General features: G+C 67.1%; 14 protein-coding genes and 1 pseudogene. 6 read left to right on the top strand and 9 right to left on the bottom strand.

Annotated elements, in window-relative coordinates; all coding sequences use genetic code 11:
• Window positions 1-197: 197 nt before the first annotated feature.
• From ACIRR9_RS54780 to ACIRR9_RS54765, 4 genes and pseudogenes are all read left to right on the top strand, one after another.
• Window positions 198-1,346 (top strand): PucR family transcriptional regulator, encoded by a 1,149-nt coding sequence (locus ACIRR9_RS54780; RefSeq protein ID WP_403769242.1) that lies wholly within the window; start codon window positions 198-200, stop codon window positions 1,344-1,346.
• A 246-nt stretch (window positions 1,347-1,592) separates the two neighbouring features.
• Window positions 1,593-2,531: pseudogene (locus ACIRR9_RS54775) on the top strand (NADP-dependent oxidoreductase); the annotation flags it as partial.
• Window positions 2,514-3,320, top strand: a complete 807-nt coding sequence (locus ACIRR9_RS54770) for a nuclear transport factor 2 family protein (RefSeq protein WP_403769245.1) — start codon at window positions 2,514-2,516, stop codon at window positions 3,318-3,320. The pseudogene ACIRR9_RS54775 and the gene ACIRR9_RS54770, both read left to right, overlap by 18 nt.
• 37 nt (window positions 3,321-3,357) lie before the next feature.
• On the top strand, window positions 3,358-4,215 hold the full coding sequence (locus ACIRR9_RS54765; protein WP_403769239.1) for an MBL fold metallo-hydrolase: 858 nt from the start codon (window positions 3,358-3,360) through the stop codon (window positions 4,213-4,215).
• A 659-nt stretch (window positions 4,216-4,874) separates the two neighbouring features.
• Here ACIRR9_RS54765 and ACIRR9_RS54760 read toward each other — a convergent pair.
• From ACIRR9_RS54760 to ACIRR9_RS54730, 7 genes are all read right to left on the bottom strand, one after another.
• Window positions 4,875-6,485 (bottom strand): 4-coumarate--CoA ligase family protein, encoded by a 1,611-nt coding sequence (locus ACIRR9_RS54760; protein ID WP_403769236.1) that lies wholly within the window; start codon window positions 6,483-6,485, stop codon window positions 4,875-4,877.
• Between the two features lie 27 nt (window positions 6,486-6,512).
• On the bottom strand, window positions 6,513-7,439 hold the full coding sequence (locus tag ACIRR9_RS54755) for an alpha/beta fold hydrolase (protein WP_403769233.1): 927 nt from the start codon (window positions 7,437-7,439) through the stop codon (window positions 6,513-6,515).
• Window positions 7,436-8,953 (bottom strand): flavin-containing monooxygenase, encoded by a 1,518-nt coding sequence (locus tag ACIRR9_RS54750; protein ID WP_403769230.1) that lies wholly within the window; start codon window positions 8,951-8,953, stop codon window positions 7,436-7,438. The genes ACIRR9_RS54755 and ACIRR9_RS54750 overlap by 4 nt, the downstream gene beginning before the upstream one ends.
• 929 nt (window positions 8,954-9,882) lie before the next feature.
• Window positions 9,883-10,380 (bottom strand): winged helix-turn-helix transcriptional regulator, encoded by a 498-nt coding sequence (locus ACIRR9_RS54745; RefSeq protein WP_403769227.1) that lies wholly within the window; start codon window positions 10,378-10,380, stop codon window positions 9,883-9,885.
• Between the two features lie 367 nt (window positions 10,381-10,747).
• Window positions 10,748-11,659, bottom strand: coding sequence for an alpha/beta hydrolase fold domain-containing protein (locus ACIRR9_RS54740; protein WP_403769224.1), 912 nt, complete (start codon window positions 11,657-11,659; stop codon window positions 10,748-10,750).
• A gap of 270 nt (window positions 11,660-11,929) precedes the next feature.
• Window positions 11,930-12,277, bottom strand: coding sequence for a hypothetical protein (locus ACIRR9_RS54735; RefSeq protein WP_403769221.1), 348 nt, complete (start codon window positions 12,275-12,277; stop codon window positions 11,930-11,932).
• 463 nt (window positions 12,278-12,740) lie between these two features.
• Window positions 12,741-12,872, bottom strand: coding sequence for a hypothetical protein (locus ACIRR9_RS54730; RefSeq protein WP_403769218.1), 132 nt, complete (start codon window positions 12,870-12,872; stop codon window positions 12,741-12,743).
• Between the two features lie 1,336 nt (window positions 12,873-14,208).
• On the opposite strand from ACIRR9_RS54730, the gene ACIRR9_RS54725 reads away from it, so the two are divergent.
• The gene (locus ACIRR9_RS54725; protein ID WP_403769215.1) at window positions 14,209-15,039 is read left to right on the top strand and encodes an enoyl-CoA hydratase/isomerase family protein; all 831 of its coding nucleotides are present in this window, start codon (window positions 14,209-14,211) and stop codon (window positions 15,037-15,039) included.
• Window positions 15,040-15,348: 309 nt separating this feature from the next.
• On the opposite strand, the gene ACIRR9_RS54720 is transcribed toward ACIRR9_RS54725, so the two are convergent.
• Together ACIRR9_RS54720 and ACIRR9_RS54715 are read right to left on the bottom strand one after the other, a co-directional pair.
• Window positions 15,349-16,128 carry an MBL fold metallo-hydrolase gene (locus tag ACIRR9_RS54720; protein WP_403769212.1) on the bottom strand — a complete coding sequence of 260 codons (780 nt, stop codon included), beginning with the start codon at window positions 16,126-16,128 and terminating at the stop codon, window positions 15,349-15,351.
• 359 nt (window positions 16,129-16,487) lie between these two features.
• The gene (locus tag ACIRR9_RS54715; protein WP_403769208.1) at window positions 16,488-17,450 is read right to left on the bottom strand and encodes a 3-hydroxyacyl-CoA dehydrogenase; all 963 of its coding nucleotides are present in this window, start codon (window positions 17,448-17,450) and stop codon (window positions 16,488-16,490) included.
• A gap of 110 nt (window positions 17,451-17,560) precedes the next feature.
• On the opposite strand from ACIRR9_RS54715, the gene ACIRR9_RS54710 reads away from it, so the two are divergent.
• Window positions 17,561-18,568, top strand: coding sequence for an AraC family transcriptional regulator (locus tag ACIRR9_RS54710; RefSeq protein WP_403769205.1), 1,008 nt, complete (start codon window positions 17,561-17,563; stop codon window positions 18,566-18,568).
• Window positions 18,569-19,101 lie beyond the last annotated feature (533 nt).

Raw genomic sequence — 19,101 nt, 5'->3', positions numbered from 1 at the left:
GACCCGTTCCCGGCTCACGCCGCAGCATGCTGACGTCCTCGACTGGCTCGGGCGGCTGCCCGGTCCGGTCGCGGTGGCTTACGAGGCCGGCCCGACCGGGTTCGGTCTGGCCCGAGCGCTTTCGGTGGCCCGGGTGCGCTGCGAGGTGCTCGCTCCCTCACGGTTGCAGCGTCCGGCCGCGGAGCGGGTCAAGACCGATGCGCGTGACGCGCTGCACCTTGATGAGCAGGGCGCAGACCCCTTTGAGACTGGCAAATGCCGCCTGCCACTCCACCAGCGGCGCGCTGTTGCAGGTCCTGGCCAACGGCGCTTCACTCGAGGACATCGTGCCGACGACCGAGGTCATCCTCGCGACGCGCGCGCTGGTTCAGAATGGCTTCTCCGACGACGAGGTCATGAGCGGCTACCGGGTGGGCACTGCGTACTGGTGCGAGATCTGGGCGAGTGCGGTAGACGAGTACTGCCCAGACCCACAGTTGTCAGTGAGGGTTGCCAGCTACGGAACCTCACTCGCCCTCGGCTGGCTGGAGAAGGTCATCGGTCAGGTCGTGGCCGACTACCGGGACGAGGCGGCACGGATGTCGCGGGAGGGCTCAGTCGCGCGGGCCGCGTACGTCCGCATGGTCCTCGCGGAAACCGACGGTGACCTTGACACCGCGACCGTGAGCAAGGACTTGCGGTACGACTTGACCGGTCGTCATGTCGCGTTCGTCCTCAACCGTCATGCCGACAGCCGGGATGACACACCGCTGGACCCGATCGCATTAAGCCTTGCGATCGGGACCACAGCGTCTGCCCCCTTGATCGTCCGAGTCGACCTCGACACCACGCTGTGCTGGGTGCCCACTGACGAGATTCGTGCCTTGCGTGTTCCGAACGCCCCCGTCCTGATCGGTCGGGGGCGGCCGGCACGTGGGCTGGACGGGTTCCGCCGGAGCTACCGCGAGGCCTCTGAGGCCGTGCGGGTCGCACGTCTCGCGGGCCGTGCCGCGGCGACGGTGACACGTTTCGACGACGTCGAAATCGTCGCGTTGTGCAGCAACGACGCCGCCTTCTGCGAAGCCTTCGTCCGGGACAAGCTCGGCCTGTTCGCCGAAGACACCGATGAGGCCCATGGGCTGCGTGCGACGCTCGGGAACTACTTCGCGTCGAACTGTAATTTCCGGGCCACCGCAGTCCGACTCGGTGTCCATCACAACACTGTCCGCTACCGGCTCGAGCGGATCGGCCCGCTGCTCGGCCGCTCACCTGAGCAGAATCGTCTGCACCTCGAACTCGCCCTTCATCTGGCGGACGGTCTAGGTCTCTTCGCGGACGCCGGCATAGCCGCCGATAGTCATTCCTGATCTGCGACGACGCGTATCGCGAGTGCAGGTGCTGCAGCGGCCACGGTCGAGCTGGTGAGCAGGCCGCTCGCCCCGTGAAGCAGCACTGCGCCCGCCGTGTCCTCAAGGACTTCGGCGCCACGGTATGCGATTCCTCGACAACCATGCGTCATGGCGTGATCCCGATGAAACTTGGCATTCATGCCATGGCGTCGGAGCGCGGCAGGCGGCGACGCTGGGCGTATGACGAATAGCCCCACGCACACGATGCGCGCCATCCAGCAGGAAACCCACGGTTCCCCCGAGGTGCTCAAGGAGGTCGAGCTGCCGCGGCCCGAGCCGGGCCTGAGCGAGATCCTGGTCGCCGTCCGGGCAGCCGGCGTGAACCCCACCGACTGGTGGAACCGCGGCCAGCCCATGACCATCAACCGCCTGCCCCTCGTCCTGGGCTGGGACGTCTCCGGAGTCGTCGAGGCCGTCGGCACCGGTGTCACGATCTTCAAGCCGGGTGACGAAGTCTTCGGCATGCTGCCATACCCGCACGGGGTCGGCGCGCACGCCGAGTACGTGACCGCCCCTGCACGCTCCTTCGCCCACAAGCCTGTCGGCATCGATCACGTGCAGGCCGGGGCCATTCCCCTCGCGGCCCTCACCGCCTACCAGGCCCTCGTCGACACGGCCGACGTCCAGCCCGGTCAGCGCGTGCTCATCCATGCCGCGGCCGGTGGCGTCGGTCACCTCGCCGTGCAGATCGCCAAGTCCCGTGGCGCGTATGTCATCGGCACGGCCAGCGCCGCCAAGCACGACTTCCTGCGCTCCCTCGGGGCGGACGAGACCATCGACTACCACGCTGTCGACTTCGTCGAGGTCCTCAAGGACATCGACGTGGTCCTCGACCCGATCTCGTTGGACACCGACGCCCGTGCCCGTTCCCTCGCCGTTCTGCGTCCGGGCGGCACACTCGTCTCGATCCTGCCGGTCCCCATCGACCCCGACGAACTCGCGAAGATCGCCGAACGTGGCGTCCGGTTCGAATCCCTCCTCGTGGAGGCCGACCAGGCCGGCATGAACGCCATCGCCGCGCTCGTCGAGAGCGGTGAGCTGCGCGCCCACATCGAGGCCACCTTCCCGCTCGCCGACGCGGCCAAGGCGCATGCCCTCGGCGAGACCGGCCGCACCACCGGCAAGATGGTGCTGACCGTGGAGGGATCGCGGAAGGGGCAGATCTCCGTCCAAGTGCTCAGGGCCGCGTTCGAGGGGAGCGACCCTGCTCTCATCGACCATTACGTGCGCCCGGACTACATCCAGCACAACCCGCTGGCCGCCGACGGCCCCGAGGCCATGAAGGCCTTCGCCGCCGCCTGGCAGCAGCAGTTCCCGGAAGCCACGTACGAGGAGAAGCGGGTCATCACCGAGGGTGACCTGGTGATCCTGCAGTCCCACGGTGTCCTGGTCCCCGGCACGCCCGGGCTCACCGTCTTCGACATCTTCCGTTTCCAGGACGGAAAGATCGCCGAGCACTGGGACATCCTCCAGGAGGTACCGGCGACCACGGCCAACGGCAACGACACGTTCTCCACCCTCAGCCTCCCGAAGATCGAGGGACCGAGCCAGCGGCAGTACACCGCCTACAACAAGAAGCTCGTCACGGACTACATCCACCAGGTCCTGGTCCTCAAGGACCTGACCGCCGTCGACACCTACACGGGCAGCGAGTACCACGAGCACAGCCCGGACCGTCCCGATGGCGTCGCGGGCGTGAAGATCGGCCTCGCCGCGTACTTCGAGCGGTCCCCCCAAGCGAGCGTGACGCCGAAGCGGGTCATCGCCGAAGGCGACCTGGTGGCCGTCCAGAGCCACTACGTCGACACACCGGGTGAGCGGGGCCGGGCGGTCATCGACCTCTTCCGGGTCCGGGACGGAAAGATCGTCGAGCACTGGGGCGCCTCGCAGGACGTGCCCGAGACATCCGCCAACAACAACACGATGTTCTGAGCGGTCGGCGCATGGCAACCTCAGAGAGGAGGGGCGTATGACCGCACTGCAGTACGACGTGTTCGTGACACCGGCGATCGCGCAGAGCAACGGCACCCTCACCCTGCCCAACGGGGACCCGATGGTGTGGTCCCCCATCGCGACGACTCTGATCTACGGTGAGCATGACGCCGTGCTCGTGGATCCGCCGTTCACCACCGACACCACGCGTGACGTGCTCGCCTGGGTGGAGAAGACCGGCCGTGACATCACGGAGATCTACGTCACGCACGGCCACGGAGACCACTGGCTCGGCGCTCCCGTCCTGCTTGAGCGGTTTCCCGACGCCGTGGTCCGTGCCACAGCCGGGACGAAGGTCCACATGGACGCCACGACTTTGGAGTCACGCGCGGAGTTCTGGGATGCTCTGTTCCCCGGCCGGATCCCGACAGCCCCGGTCACCGTCCAGGTCGTCGGCAAGGAGGGGCTGAGCCTGGAGGGGAACGCGCTCATCCCCGTCGAAGTCGGCCATAGCGACAGCGACGACACCACCGTGCTCTGGGTGCCGAGCCTGAAGCTGGCGGTCACTGGTGACGTCGTCTACAACGGCACCCACCTCGCGATCTCGGAGTCCGCGAACGGAGGCCGCGACGCGTGGCGATGCGCCCTCGACCAGGTGGAGGCGCTCGGGCCCGAGGTCGTCGTGGCCAGTCACAAGGACCCCGCCAGTCCGGACTCGCCGGCCGACATCGGGCGTACAAGACGTTACCTCGACGACGTGGACAGGCAACTGGAGAGCTCCACCACCCCGATGGAGTTCTTCGAGAAGATGACGAGACTCCATCCCGAGCGCATCAACCAGGGCGTTCTGTGGTTCGGAGCCCTTGCGCTCCTCGGCGATGACGTGGCCCAGTAGCTCCGTACCCGGGACGATCCGTCGCCCGCGCGGTCATAGACGGACGGGTTGACCTGTAGGTCCAGACCCGTCCGGAGCTGCGGTGTCGACCCCGTTCGACTGGGGCCTGGCTGATCCCAGGTCCCAGCAGCCGGCGGAGCAATCGCCTGGACCGGCATCGTCCTCGAAGACTCTCCATGCCCTGTGCTCCGCTGCGCAGTTTCCGCCTGAGGTTACATCCGCCTGGCCGTCGGGCTGGAAGACGGGTCTGCTGCGCCGACGTGAAACGGCCAGCTGATCAGTGTCTTGACCTGCGTCAGTGATCACCGTTGGTCTGTCCGGCCGTGGAGCGAGGGATTCGCTCCGGCCTGGTGATGTGCGCAGCGCTGAGGCGAGCCGAGGTCGCCCTGGAGCGCCGAGACGACTCCTGCCTCGTCGCACTCGTACGACGCCCGGCGCCACCACCGACCATTCACTCGTTTGAACCAGTGGCGGTCTCCGGGCTTACCTTTCCACCTTCGAAGCGAACGACAGTCGCAACCGCGAACCGACCCGTTCGTTCCCGCACGGCCCTCGCGATGCCGCACATCTCACCGCGGTGACCGCCTCACACCCACCGAGCCGACCGGCCGTTGGCAGGTGACTTTCTCGATGTTCAACTTTCAGCCGACCGCGCGTGGTCAGGTGGCCGGGGCGCGGAGGTCCTTGCGAAGGATCTTGCCGCTTGCCGACTTGGGGATGACGTCGATGAACTCGACCTGCCGGACCTTTTTGTACGGGGCCACCTGGCGTGCGACGAAGTCCATGACCTCGTCGGCGGTCAGGTGCGCACTGGGCCGACGGACGACGAACGCCTTGGGGATCTCCTCGCCGTCGGCGTCAAGGACACCGATGACCGCGGCATCGGTGATGTCCGTGTGGGTCAGCAGCAGGGCTTCGAGTTCGGCGGGCGGAACCTGGTAACCCTTGTACTTGATCAGCTCCTTGAGCCTGTCGACGATGAACACGCGACCGAGATGGTCGACCTGGGCGAGGTCGCCGGTGTGCAGGAAGCCGTCGGAATCGATGGTGGCAGCGGTGGCTTCCTCGTTGCCGAGGTAGCCGGTCATCACGTTGGGTCCCTTGACCCACAACTCGCCTGGCTCACTGAGCCCTTCCGCGGGATAGGCGACGTCCTCGCCGGTGGCAGGATCGACGATCTTGTTGATGGTGTTGGGGACGGCCCATCCGCAGGAGTTGAGTGGCGCGACCTCACCGAAGTACTCCTGACCGCCGTCCGCGGGCATGCAGTGGCTGACAGGGCTCAGTTCACTCATGCCGAAGCCCTGGAGCACTTGTACGTTCAGCCGCTCGGCCACTGCGGTTCCCAGTTCGGCGTCGAGCGGTGCGGCACCGGACAGGATGAGGCGCAGTGATGACACGTCGTACTGGTCAACCAGAGGATGCTTGGCCAACGCCACCGCGACAGGAGGGGCTATGTAGCCGTACGTCACCCGGTGCTTCTGGATGGTCCCCAGGAATTCGGCCAGCTCGAATCTGGCCATGACGACCAGGCTCGCCCGTGCCTGCAACGCGGCGTTGAGCAGCACGGTCATTCCGTAGATGTGGAAGAACGGCAGCACGGCGAGGACACGGTCGTTCGAACTCATCGCGAACAGCGGCCGGATCTGGGCCATGTTGGCGACCAGGTTGCGGTGGGTGAGCATGACACCCTTGGGATTACCAGTGGTTCCGGAGCTGTAAGGCAACACGGCAAGGTGCGTGGTGGGATCGAATTCCACCTGTGGTGCCTCAGCGCCCTGATTCAGGAGATCGTCGGCGTTCGGATGTCCGGTGGCGGCTTCACCGTCGGCGTCCAGGACGATCAGGTTCGCCCGAGCGAGTCCGACCGTCCGTGCCGCCTCCACCGCCTGCGGAAGCAGCGCACTGACAGTTATCAGCATCGTTGCCTTCGCGTCGGTGAGCTGTTTGGCGATGTCCTTGGCGGTGAACAACGCGTTGATCGTGGTCGCGGTGGCTCCGGCTCGCAGGATTCCGTGGAAGGCGACGGCGAACAACGACGAGTTCGGTGACAGAAGACCCACCACATCCCCGATGCCTATGCCGCGATTGGCCAGCGCGCCGGCCGTCGCGTTCACCCGTTCCATGAGCTCCCTGTACGTGATCTGCGCACCCCCGGCGGCGTCGATCAGCGCGACACGCTCCAGATCTGCTGCGTCGACATTGGCGAACAGGAAGTCGAAGACGCTCACTTCGGGGATGTCAACGTCGGGGAAGGGACTGGCGAACATGCTTGATCTCCATTACTTGCGCAGCGATCAGGGAGTGGGCGCTGGGTCGTGCGGGACAGCGTGATGGGCCGAAACCGTCGGGGGCAGTGCCGGGCCTGGATGGTCGGCTGGTTCTGTGTCTGCGAGAAACTCCAGGACACGGGTGGCGAACGCATCAGGGCATTCGATCTGTGGCATGTGACCGATCCCGGTGTACAGATGGGTTTCGGCGTGTGGGAGGAGGCTGCGGGCAGCGTCGAGGTGGTGGGCGGGCAGCACGCGATCACGGTCGCCCCAGACGATCAGGGTCGGACGGCGATGCCGCGCGACCGCGGCCGTGAGCTCGGCGCGCCACTGGGACTTGGCACCGCGCGGAGTGGCGAGTTCGCGGATGAGCTCGAGCAGTACGATCGACGGATCTGGCTGACGAGATATGGCCAGGGCGTGATCGATTCGCTCCTTGGTGGCCAGCTTCGGGTTGTCGACGGGCAGGAGCTCGGACAGGCGGGCGCTGGCACGGGTGGTGCGTAGAGTAGCGAGACGGCCGAGGAGAGGGACGGTGAGCAGCCGTAGCGGGAGCGCGACCTCGGAGCCGAATCCGGCGCTGTTGACCAGTACTAGCCCGGCCACCCGCTCCGGAGCGAGGACGAGCAGCTGCTGCGCGACCGCGCCACCGAGGGAGTTGCCGAGTACATGCAGCGGCCGCTGTTCGCCGAGGGCATCAAGAGTCTCGGCCACTCCGCGGGCCAGCACCTGCAGCGTGGCGGGTTCGGGGGAGCGGGCCGAGAACCCGAAGCCCGGGAGGTCGAGGGCGATCACCCGATGGGTGCGGGACAGGCGCGGGTACTGCGGCGCCCAGTCCTCAAGGCTGCGGCCGATGCCGTGCAATAGCAGTATCGGTGGTCTGTCCGGGGCGCCCACGACCCGGACTCGGGTGCGTCGGCCTTCGACGGAGATGAAGGCGGTGACAGTCACGCCGCCGCTTCCCTGGGCGTCGCCGACGAGGTCACCACGCCGGTGGTGAAGTTGAGTGCGGGGTCTTCGATCGGGCCATGCAGCCGGGCACGGTCGAGCGCGTAGTTCTGGTCCACCGTCCACGGCCCGCGGGAACCCTGCTGCGGGAACAGGTGCATGGCGCGCTTGATGTACGCCGTGTCCATGTCGAGGAACGGTCCCCGGACGAGCGTCGGATCGTCGACCACCGGGGTGACGATGGAATATCCGTGGCGGTCCATGTGGGCGAGCAGCCGGCACAGATGGTCGGCGACAAGGTCGATCTTCAGCGTCCACGCGTTGGTGGTGTACCCCAGCGCGAACGCGAAGTTGGGTACACCGCTGACCATCATGGACTTGTAGACGAGATGGTCATGGAGGTCGATCGCCTGCCCGTCGACCTGCAGATCGATGCCTCCGAAAGGCAGCATGTTCAGCCCGGTGGCCGTGACGATGATGTCGGCTTCGAGTTCGGTACCCGACTGGAGCAGGATCCCGTTCGCGGTGAACCGCACGATGTGATCCGTGGCGACGGACGCCCTGCCGCTGGAAATGGCCCTGAACATGTCGGAGTCGGGAACCACGCAGAGCCGCTGGTCCCACGGGTTGTACCGGGGATTGAAGTGAGTGTCGACGGCATAGTCCTTGGGCAGCGCACCGGCGTTGAGCCTGCGGATCAGACGGCGTACCTGCTTCGGGTAACGTCGGCTGAGAGCGAGGATCAGACGCTGGCGGTTGATGTTGATCTTCCGAGTCAACCGCCAGGCAGCAGTCTCCGGCAGCAGCTTGCGCAGCGTGTTGGCTATGGGGTCCTGGCGCGGGACCGGCAGGACGTACGAAGGTGACCGCTGCAGCATCGTGACGTGGCCGGCCTGGGCCGCCATCGTCGGCAGAAGCGTCACGGCGGTGGCACCACTGCCGATGATGACGACCTTCTTGCCGGTGTGATCGAGATCCTCCGGCCACAACTGCGGGTGGACGATCCGGCCGCTGAAGTTGTCACGCCCCTCGAAGTGGGGAGTGTACCCACCGGAGTAGTCGTAGTAGCCGGCGGCGGAGAACAGCACGCCGCAGGTGACGTCGAACTCCTCGCCGTCGCTCACGCGCTTGAGGGTGACGGTCCAGCGTGCCTCGCTGGAGGAGAAGGCCGCGCGGAGCACTTTGTGCCCCAGGTGAAGGTGGCGATCGAGGTCGTTCTCGACGATCGCCTCCTGCAGGTAGTCGAGAATCTCGCGGGCGTCGGCTATCGCGTTGTCCTTCGTCCACGGCTTGAACTCGAAGCCGAAGCTCTGCATGTCGGCGTCCGACCGAATGCCCGGGTAGCGGAAGAGGTCCCATGTGCCGCCGATAGCGTCGCGGCCGTCGACGATGGCGAAGGTCCGGCCCGGCTGCTTCTTCTTGAGGTGGTAGCCCAGATCGATACCGGAGATGCCGGCGCCCACGATCAGTACGTCGAAGTACTCCAGTCTCGGTGATGCAGCAGCGGCGCGGCTCATGTGCGTCTTCTCTCGACTCGTGGTGTTCGTGTGATGTGCTCGGACGGCGAGGTTCCGGTCCCTGGAACCGCGTCGCCGTTCCCCGTCGCGGCTACGCCCTCCGCGCCCTGGCCCACTTCGGGTGCTTCAGGCCGTTTTAGGGACGCGGCGTGGAGTAGCGTGATGCTGGGAACTGTTTGCCGCTGGGCCCGCGTTGCCTCGACTCAAGCAGGCGTTCGTGACGCCTTGAACGGGTGCTGCGGGTACTGGATCCCCCCGGTCTCGGATCGGTTGGCTTACTCCTGAAGCACGCGGATGCGGTCCAACAGGGGATCCGATGGGTTGGGTCAGACAGGTCGGATCTGATGATCCTCGGGTCTGTGTCGTTCGTCGGTGAGACCGGGTTACGGCCGACGCGGATCAGCGAGCTCGCACATCGCGGCGAGGCTGTTCATCGTGCACCAGCGACACGGAGCGCACGATGAAGCAGAGGGCTCACCAACCGACGACCAGCGCGGTCACGTCCAGGCGTCCAGCGGTGCGGCTGTGCCCGCGCTGGTCAGTATTGGAATATCCGCTGTCGACGTCCTCGGTGGTACGAGGCTGAGCGGGTTACTGCAGCGTGCCACGCTAAGAAAGACGAAGACGTAGGCGACCCGCTCACCGAGTAGCTCCGGACTGGCCTGCAGGCGTGATCGCAAGACGGCTGACCGGGATGTGTGCATTGCGTTGTGGGTAGCGGCTCCCTGCGCGGGGCCTGCTCGCTTGCTGAAGCGCTCATGGCACACCTCGTCGTGTGGCTCTTCTGGCTGGCAGCGGTCAGCGACGGTGCTCGGCATGTCGTCCGAGCGGGCCGCCTGGGTGTTCTCGGCCCGTTTGCGGGCATGGCCGATACGGTAGGGGAGTCACTATCGTCATGCAAGTAACTGGCTATCGTGGCGATAGTCACTCTATGTTCGTGGGGCTGTGTCTCTCTGTTCGAGTGCTGCTCGGAGCAGATCGTCGGCCGCTGGTCCGGGTAGGAGCGTCGTGTGTTCCTCGTCGATGGGGTGGCCCGTCAAGCGGTCGATCAGCACAGGATCGACATCGGTGCCGGACTCTCTGTCGACGAGCCGGACGTTTGGTGAGGCGGGCGGGTAGTGACTGTTGCCCCAGGTGGTCAGGGTGACGAGTACGGGTTGGAAGGCGCGCCCCGCCTCGGTGAGGATGTACTCATCTCGTGGAGGGCGTTCGCTGTAGCGCCGTCGTTCGAGGAGTCCTGCTTGGACGAGCGAGTTGAGTCGTCGGGTCAGGGAGTTCGGCGAGATGCCCAGACTCTTCTGGAAGCCGTCGAACCGGGTGATGCCGTGTGTCGCGTCGCGCAGGATGAGGATGCTCCACCATTCGCCGACCCTTTCCAGCGCCAGTGCGATCGGGCAGTTCATGTCCTGAAAGCTCTTGCGTTCCATGATGGAAGCTTATGGCTGAGGAGCCGCCGGTCCAATCAGATGGACCATGACCCGTTATGTGCGGTGCCCCATTGTCCCAGATGTATTGGGCTTCACCTCGAACAGTGGACGCTTCTGAGAAGCGGATCTACGGGTCCGTGGAGAGGATGTCTCCATGGGTACTGCGAGGTACTCGGGGGAGTTCACCCCGGAGTCGCTGCGCCAGTGGGTCGCGCGGTCGCGGGCTGCCTCGGCGGCTTCGAGTGCGGGCGGTTAGGGTCCGTTGAGTCCGGAGGAGCGGGAAGAACTGCTCCGTGGCGGCAGCCACTGCCGGACAGGGCTACGGCCGAGTTCGCCGCAGCCCTGTGTCAACGAGTGGCGATGCTGGTCAGGCGCCGAGGTGCGTGCGGAGCCACTGCCCCATCTGCCCAATCGCCTCGTCCACCTCGGGCACACGGCCCGCGCCCAGGACGAACGAGTGCTGTCCCTCGGGCACCGAGTGGACCTCGGAAGTGACCTTGAAGTCCGCGAGCCGCTGTCCCAGCGCGGCACCGTCGTCGGCGAGGGTCTCGTACTCCCCGTAGAAGACGATCGTGGGCGGCAGACCCGTCAGGTCTGCGTTGGCGATGCTGACCTGGGGGTCGGCGAAGTCCACCGCGGGGTCCTGAAGCCAGGCTCCTCGGAAGAGTTCGAGTGTGGTCCTGCTGAGCATCTTGTCGTTGTCCTCGTTCTCGTCCACCGACGCGTGCTGGATGGTGAGGTCGGTCCACGGCGAGACGCTGACGATCGCGCCCGGGGTCGCCTCGCCCTTCGCCAGCAGACGCAGCGGCAGCAGCACCGCGAGCGTTCCGCCGATCGAGTGGCCGGTGCTGCCGATGTTCTGGGGCTCGTAGCCCTGGGAGAGCAGCCACCGGTAGGCCGACTCGGCGTCGTCGAGCTGGGCCGGGTGGGGGTGTTCGGGCGCCAGACGGAAGTCGACCACCAGGGAGCGGGCGCCGGCCGCCTTCGCGATGTGGCCGGCGGCCTTGCGGTCGGAGTGCATCGAGGCGGTGACCGATCCGCCGAAGTGGAAGTGGAGCAGGGCCCGGTCGGGGTCGGCGCCCTCGGGGATGCACCACAGGGCGGGGACACCGTTGGCATCCACCTCGGCGTAGGTGACGCCCTCCGGCTCGGTGGAAGCCTTGTGGTTCGAGTCGACGATGTCGCGGATGACGGCGAGGTCGAGGCCCGGTGTCGACGACTTCGCGCTCACGCTCGCGAGGAACTCTGCGAACTGCTGTGCCTCTGGGCTGATTCCCATGATGGCGATCCTTACAAGGTGGGTGCCGTCACGGGGTCCCCGTGCGGCAGTCGGGTCGATGTGCTGATCGTGACGCTACTGGCTGAGTATAGAAAAGTAAACTCAGGGAGCGTGGATGTGTGGACCGAGATTCGTCGGGGTCTCGTCGGCCGGGTCGCATGTGTGGTCGCCGCCGGGTTGAGGTGCCGGTGTGGGTAGTCCGCGCCCCGGCCCGTTACCGCTGCGGATCGGTGGCGCGGGACCCGGCTGACCTTGCCCGACGCAAACACGTCACGGGTGATGGAGACGGCGGCAGCGGACCACACTGGTCACGTTGATGAGCACGCTGAGGAAGACGACGCACGCCAAGAGGGTGATGAGCACGACAGGCCCCGCCGAACCGTCACCGAGTACGTCCCAGGTCGGCAGGGTCGAGGATGACCGCCCAGTGGTATCGACTGCGGTGCTGTCTGTCGCGCCCGCCACGGCGCCGATGCGAAGCCGGTGGATCAGGAGGAGGGCGAAGACCCGACCGGGGTCGTGACGATACTCATGGAGCTGGGCAGTACGCCCGGTCCGCGACGCGCCGACCCGCACCATCAGGTGGGGCATCACGGCCGTACCGAGGATGAAGACCACGTGATTGCCGAATGTGTCGAGCGACCTGAGGCTCGCCGTGCACGATCAGAAGCCCGGCCTCGGACGGCGCCCGGTGCCATGCTGCGCGCCACCGCGGCCGGGAGTAGAGAGCCGGGATCCCGGTCGAACCCTCTGAGGGCCGGCATGGTGATCACCGCGAGCGTCACCAAGGTGATCGGGACCTTGGCGACGTGCACGAAACTGGGGCCCCGCAGACCCGCCGCCGCGGCAGAGCAGGCGACGAGGCGGCCCATCAGTACCGTGCACTGGGGCCTGGGCGCCGTCGCACGACAAGCCGATCAGGAGTGCCGTGCCGATGTCGGCGGCGCACAGCCGGATCATGGAGGGGGGAATCGTGATGGCGTGGGTCGCCGCCGTCGCCGCGACGTGGGGCCCCGAACCCGAAGACACCCCGATGAAGACCAAGAAGGCCACGATCATGGGGTGTCTGGAACCGCAGTGGTCAGCCACGCAGCGCGGCGGCGAAGATTCCGGGCAGCGCGGACCAGCGGGGCGAAGCGGCGAAGCGGGTGATCAGACGTCCAGTGGTGACGGCGGTGCGGTTGGTGACGAACCACGAGAGCCTGGGGGACATCGAGAGCTCCCCCGTACAGGACCGATCGGGGGCGGGACGGAAGGGGCCCTGTATGACAGTGCGTTCCGGACCGTCCAGGAGTGCGGCGTTGTGCGCTACGTCGATCCCGCTCTGTACGTCGTCGAGGGTGTGGCCGGGGAAGGCACCCCAGCTGGCCGTCGCGGTCGCCCGTGCACGCGTTCAGCGCGACCGTTCCGTAGCGCAGTTCGGCGATCGCCTCGTCGAGGGTCGGGCCCAGCGCGGCGATGGTGCGGGGGTGCGCGATGAGGTTCACGCCGAGCGTCCCGGCGAACTTCCCGTTCGTGGTGCGGACTGCCTTGTCCAGGAACCCTCCGGCGTTTCCGGGCAGTTCGAGAACGGCCAGGACGGAGGCGAAGTACGCGGTGGTCAGCGCCGGTCCCGGCGCACCGGGGTCGAGGTTCTCGATGAGCACTCGTCCGCCGACGCGCTCCGCGCCGGGGTACGACGCGAGGGCCTGCGCCACCCGATCGTCGCTTCCCGGGTAGTAGGCGGGACGCGCGGGTGCACTGGCCAATGCGTCCCGCAGCTGCGCCAGGAACCGATCCTTCTGTGCCCAGTCGGAGCTGACGACGACCACCTGCCCGCCACGCAGTTGTAGCCGCCGTTGTGCAGCCGATGGGTGGCGACGTGCTCAGCCTGGAAGCGCAGGTCTGCCTCGGACCAGTCACCCGGTATGACGGACGATGCGTGCTGGGCTGATTCCAGCGGGCCGTGCCCGTGCCGCGCCGCTTCCTCGACGGCACCCGACTGGCCCGACTGCCGAGCAACAGAGGGGGATACCACCCCTCGGCTCTCGAAGAACGGAGCGTGGCAACCTCTCGTTCCCCGCGCAGGGCCACGACGCTGCTCGCCGAGCCGGTCGCCGGTTCCCTCGGTTCCGGCCGCGATGCGGTCGGCCGCCACGGCATTGCAGCAGGGCCGAGTCCCTGGCACGACCGGCTCATTGTCGTCTCTTGTCAAGTATTGGTCGCATGAAGCCAAGCTAGAGGGACGGCCAACTGACACGATCGTGGGGCTGATGCCACACCCGTGCCGGAGATTTCGACGTACAGGCGACCGCTGAAGGGGGCCAGGCCGTTGTCATCATTGGACGGCGAACTTCGACAGAGCGTGGTCGCCAGCGTGGCCGACCGGATTGTCCAGGTCAAGGGCACCTTCCGGGGCATCGGCGTGCGGGCTCGGACGACGGGGCGAGGGGTACGGCTTGTGAGCGCGTCGCGTGCGCCGATACCCGGCGAGATCCTCAGACAGATGGTCGTCCGGCTCTGAACCGCCCGCACGGAACGAGCAGCCATCACGGAATGGAGACGATCGGATGACCCACCCCAGCACGATCCGCCTCGAGCGTACGACCCCGCAGACCGCCAGGATCATGTTCGCGAATCCTCCGGCGAACCTGGTGGTTCCCGAGACGGTGGTGAGGTTGCACGAGATCGTCCGGGAGTTCGAGAGCGACCCCGATATCCAGGTTGTCGTCTTCTCCAGCGAGACTCCCGACTTCTTCATCAACCACTTCGACGGCGCCGCCGCCAACGACCTCCCTGTGCCCGAGCACGAGGACGACGCGCCGGTCTGGACCGACATGGTCCTGCGGTTGAGCAAGGCCCCGTTCATCAGCATCGCGGCCATCCGTGGCCGCACTCGAGGTGCCGGCAATGAGCTGGCCCTTACCTGCGACCTTCGGTACGCCAGTCGCGAGACAGCGGTCTTCGGCCAGCCCGAGGTCGGAATCGGGATCGTCCCCGGCGGAGGCGGAACCGAGCGGCTTCCCCGCTCCATAGGCCGCGACCGGGCGCTTGAGGCCATCCTCGGCAGCGCCGACTACGACGCCGACCTGGCCGAACGCTGGGGATGGGTCACGCGAGCACTGCCCGACGCAGAACTCGACGCCTTCCTCGACGCGACAGTCGCCCGCCTCGCCTCCTTCGACCGGCAGGCACTGGCGACCGCGAAGGCGATGGTCGGCCGGGCGACACTGCCGCCGGACACCGACCTGGTCACCGCCTACGGCGAGTTCACGCACTCGTTGACGACCCCCGGGTTCATGACCCGGGCGGCGGCGCTCGGCGCGCTGGTCGCCGACAAGGGGCTCGACGCCGAGTACCAGCTGGGTGAATACCTGGGCCTGGTCAACCAGACCCCCTGATCGCCTCTCGCCGTGGTGGAGCCGACCGTGGCGCTCGACCACCACAGCAGGCGCCACCGCCCCGTGCCGGCCCTCACCTCGGCGCCCCCGCCAGCCTGCACAGACAAGAGACGCGATCGCCCAGGCCGGGGATCACGTCGATCTGGCGGCCGGAACCCAGGTGACTCCGGATCTCGGTTCAGGCTGACAGAGCCGCCTCGCACACGAGGTGTTCGTGGCAGGGGGAGCCGTCCCAGCAGGCGTAGTCCGACGCATCGAGCTGTCGGACGCGGGTCTGCCGCGCCGGCGCCGGGCTGGGGGGTGAAGCGGTCAGGCGGGTCGGGTGCCGAACAGGTAGTAGTTGCTGATGTCGATCACAAAGGGAACGCCGAGGGCGGGGAAGCGCTCGATGATGGCCTTCTTGTAGGCTTCGCCGTCGTCGCCGAGAAGCTCGCGGGCGGCCCTCAGGTACTCGGCGTTCTCGGCGAGCACGGCCGGTCCCGCGGGCAGCCCGTGCCCAGGCAGGATCGTGTCGTAGGCCGGGTCGGCGAGCTCGGCCAGGATGACCTCCCAGCGGGCGATGTCGTTGTTTCCGACGAACATGTGCGTGTGGTGGTAGACGAGGTCCTGTGCCACCAGCACGCCCTGCTCGGGCAACCGGATCAGCAGCTGATCGGTGGTCTCACCGCCGGAGACGGCCTCGAAGACGAACGGAACGCCGTCGACGACCTCGGTACCCGGGGTGATCAGGTCGGTGGGGGCCGTCTCCGCTGCCGGCACCGGGACGCCGTTGAGGTCCTGAAGGTCGCCCCGCGCCGCCATCTGGTCACGTACGACCTCCAGCGCGTGGATGGGGGCGCTGAAACGGGCCGCCCCCTGGTAGTGGTCCGGGTGTGCATGTGTGACGATGAGCCGGTCCAACGGCTTGCCGAGCTCCTTGGCGTATGCGACGACCTCGTCGGCGTCCGCGACGTTGACCTGGCCGTCCACCGCGACGAGCCTGCCCGGGGTCTCGATCAGCTGGGTGGTGACGTTCAGACCGGCGTCGGGAGCCATGTAGCTGTGCACCCGTACGTTGCCCTTGTCGATGATGGTGACAGTGCCTCTCACTGCTCTGCTCCTTGTGATGTTCCGTCGTTGATCTGGCGAGGCCGGAGGCCATGAAGTGGCCGACCGGCAGGGGGCGACGGCGTTCGCATCCGTATTTCCCCTTTTCTCCGGTTCTCGGACCCGCGGCTGCCCGGCGATGTGACCCGAAGCTGAAGGTGTGCAGGTCGGAGTCGGACCGGGTGCACGGGCAGCGGAAGGGGTCCGGGGCCGCGCCCATCGGGTTGCGGCTGTCGACGATCGCGAAGGCCCGGGCCGGCTTCCTTCTCCTCAGGTGGCAGCCCAGGCGATGCCGGGGACGCCGGCGCCGACGACCAGCACGTCGACATCTCCAGGTTTCGTCGTCGTCGCGTCGACCGCGGTCATGCCGGATCCTCTGTCTCCGGCGACATCAGCGTCACGAGGTCCGGTACGACGGCGATGTCGGGAACCGCGAGGAAGTCGGGGCGTTCGAAAGCCGGATCGGGATATTCGTAGTAACCCCTGCCGGTCTGTAGTCCCAGCAGCCCGCGGTCGAGGAAGCGCGTCTTGATGTACTCGGCGTTGGCGTTCATCTGCGCGTCGCCACTCACACTTCCCCAGTAGGAGAGGACGTTGTGACACGTCTTCATGCCGATCATGTCGATCATGCCGAACGGCCCGACCTTGCCGCCCGTGAGTAGGTACGTGCGGTCCACGTCCTCGGGTGTGGCAATGCCGTTGGTCACCAGCGTCTGTGCGGCGCTCAGCATGGGAACGACCCAGCTGTTGGCGACATAGCCGTTCTGCTCCTTGCGGAGTGCGATCGGCACCATGCCGATCTCGACGGCGAACTCCGTCACCTCCGTGAGCGTTTCGCGCGAGGTCAGGGGGTGGGCCATGACCTCGGCGTAGTTCATGGCCCAGATCATGTTGGCGAAGTGGAGTGCGCAGAACTTGTCCGGACGGCCGGTGGCAGATGCGAAGTCACTCGGCAGCAGCGTGGAGGAGTTCGTCGCGACGAGCGTGTGCGGAGGGAGGAGCTTGGCCATCTCCTCGAAGACCGCAGTCTTCACTCCGGGGATCTCCGGCACCGCCTCGATCACCAGGTCGGCCTCCGCGACCGCGGCAGCCAGGTCGGTGCTGTAGGCCAGGCGCTGTCGCGTGGCGCTGATGTCCACGTCGCCGGCGCCGAGCTCCGACCGGTAGACGGCGGCGTACTGCTCGTGCGCGGTTCGGCAGCGGTCGACGGTGTCCTGCGTGATGCCGTAAACGGTGACCGTCTTGCCCTTGAACGCGCTGTGCCAAGCGATCTGACTACCCAGTACGCCTGGTCCCAGGACGGTGAGTCTCTTGAGAGACGACATAGCTCGCACTCCCTTTCCTCTGCGCGACCCTCTGACCTCAGGGGCCAGCGTGGCAGTGCGAGGTGGTGAGAGCTTGACTTCACGCGACAAATGCTTAGCATATTGCGACTGTGGTGAATCTCACGAGGGGCAGCGCACTCCTCGCGTTCGAGGACCTGGTGTCGAGCCTCGGCGGCGATGCCGAGGCATTGATGCGCGCGCATGGGGTCGACCCCGAGGCGGCCGGCGACTACGAGCGCTTCATCAGTTACACCGCGGCGGCGTCGGTGATCGGTGCCGCGGCGCGGGAACTGGATTGCCCCGATTTCGGTATGCGTCTGGCGCGCAGCCAGGACATCAAGATCCTCGGGCCGGTCGCGGTCATCATCCGCCACTCGGAGACCGTCGCTGACGCCATCGAGGGGGTCTCGCGATACCTGCACAACTGTGCCCCCGCCGATACCGCCGGGCTCCGGCGCGGACCGCGAGCTGCGGTGTACACCTTCACGATCACCCTGCGGCAACTCCCGCACCGCGATCAGGTGGTGGAGAGGGGGCTCGGCATTGCGGTCGGCGCCTTCCGTCTCATGGCTGGTGACGACTTCGTCCCGCTCAAGGTCACCATGCAGCACCGCCGGATCTCCCCGGCCGAGACGTATCGCGACATGTTCGGCTGTCCACTCGAGTTCGGAAGCGACCTGAACTCCGTGCATCTGCCGAACCACGTGCTGACCAGGCCGATTCGCGGACGGGATGCCGCGGCGCTGACACTGGCGGAGAACTACCTCGCGCTGGTCCGGCGCGACCACTCGTTCGCCGACCACGTCCACGAGCTGATCCAGCGGCTGCTGGCGGTCAACCGGGCCAGCCTGCCCGTCGTTGCGCGTGAGATGGCCATGCATCCGCGGGCCGTCCAGCGCAGGCTCGCCCAATCGGACACATCCTTCGAGGAGATCCTCGACGACGTTCGGCGCACCATGGCCTGGCGACTCGCCGCGACCGGGGTGCAGGCATCGCAGATCGCGACCATGCTCGGCTATTCCGAGCAGAGCAGCTACTCCCGAGCGTGCCAGCGCTGGTACGGCGAGTCGCCGAGCCAGCTGGCCGCGCGTCGGCGGAACACGAGAGCGAACGTCTAGTGCCGAATTCGTCAAGGGATGTGCATGGGGCGACGGGGCATCCGGCTCCGAGCTCCGGCCTCTGACCCGCGTCACCGGGCTCCGGCCGATGTGGCCCCAGGTCCGAGCCCGTCGCGTACGGCGGCGCGAGGGCGACCGCCGTCCCTCCGGACCGTGAGCCGCCGTTGGGAACGCTCCGCTCGGCTCAGGCGCGGCCTGGCACCGCCTGTTCGACGGCGGCTGCGTCTGGCGGTGCCCCTGGGCGGCTCGTCACGGAGCCGCGCTCTCTCCCCCGGCGTAACCCCTGTCTCGGGACAACCCGACACGCGGTCGTGCCCCCGTGTAGGGGGCACATCCGGGGGCCTGTGCGACCCGGCGTCGGCGGGCCCGGCCGGGGCTCGCACAGGCCCGAGAGGCCCGGAGCGTGGCAGTCCGCGAGGCTGGCCTTGTCCCTCGTTGGATTTCAGTTGTTGTCGGGGGTCATGGAGATCACGACTTTGCCGGCTTTGGTGCGGCCCTGTTCGACGTGTGCCATTGCTTCGAGTGTCTGGTCG

Origin of the sequence: Streptomyces sp. NPDC101234 (assembly GCF_044767525.1) — a bacterium.
GTDB lineage: Bacteria > Actinomycetota > Actinomycetes > Streptomycetales > Streptomycetaceae > Streptomyces > Streptomyces sasae.
The sequence above is the reverse complement of the archived record's forward strand: the minus strand, read 5'-3'. Positions and strand labels throughout refer to the sequence as shown.

Coding starts and splice junctions, on each gene's coding strand:
- ACIRR9_RS54780 (WP_403769242.1), top strand. CDS start 198: ATGCGCGTGACGCGCTGCACCTTGATGAGCAGGGCGCAGACCCCTTTG.
- ACIRR9_RS54770 (WP_403769245.1), top strand. CDS start 2,514: ATGGTGCTGACCGTGGAGGGATCGCGGAAGGGGCAGATCTCCGTCCAA.
- ACIRR9_RS54765 (WP_403769239.1), top strand. CDS start 3,358: ATGACCGCACTGCAGTACGACGTGTTCGTGACACCGGCGATCGCGCAG.
- ACIRR9_RS54760 (WP_403769236.1), bottom strand. CDS start 6,485: ATGTTCGCCAGTCCCTTCCCCGACGTTGACATCCCCGAAGTGAGCGTC.
- ACIRR9_RS54750 (WP_403769230.1), bottom strand. CDS start 8,953: ATGAGCCGCGCCGCTGCTGCATCACCGAGACTGGAGTACTTCGACGTA.
- ACIRR9_RS54745 (WP_403769227.1), bottom strand. CDS start 10,380: ATGGAACGCAAGAGCTTTCAGGACATGAACTGCCCGATCGCACTGGCG.
- ACIRR9_RS54740 (WP_403769224.1), bottom strand. CDS start 11,659: ATGGGAATCAGCCCAGAGGCACAGCAGTTCGCAGAGTTCCTCGCGAGC.
- ACIRR9_RS54730 (WP_403769218.1), bottom strand. CDS start 12,872: ATGTCCCCCAGGCTCTCGTGGTTCGTCACCAACCGCACCGCCGTCACC.
- ACIRR9_RS54725 (WP_403769215.1), top strand. CDS start 14,209: ATGACCCACCCCAGCACGATCCGCCTCGAGCGTACGACCCCGCAGACC.
- ACIRR9_RS54715 (WP_403769208.1), bottom strand. CDS start 17,450: ATGTCGTCTCTCAAGAGACTCACCGTCCTGGGACCAGGCGTACTGGGT.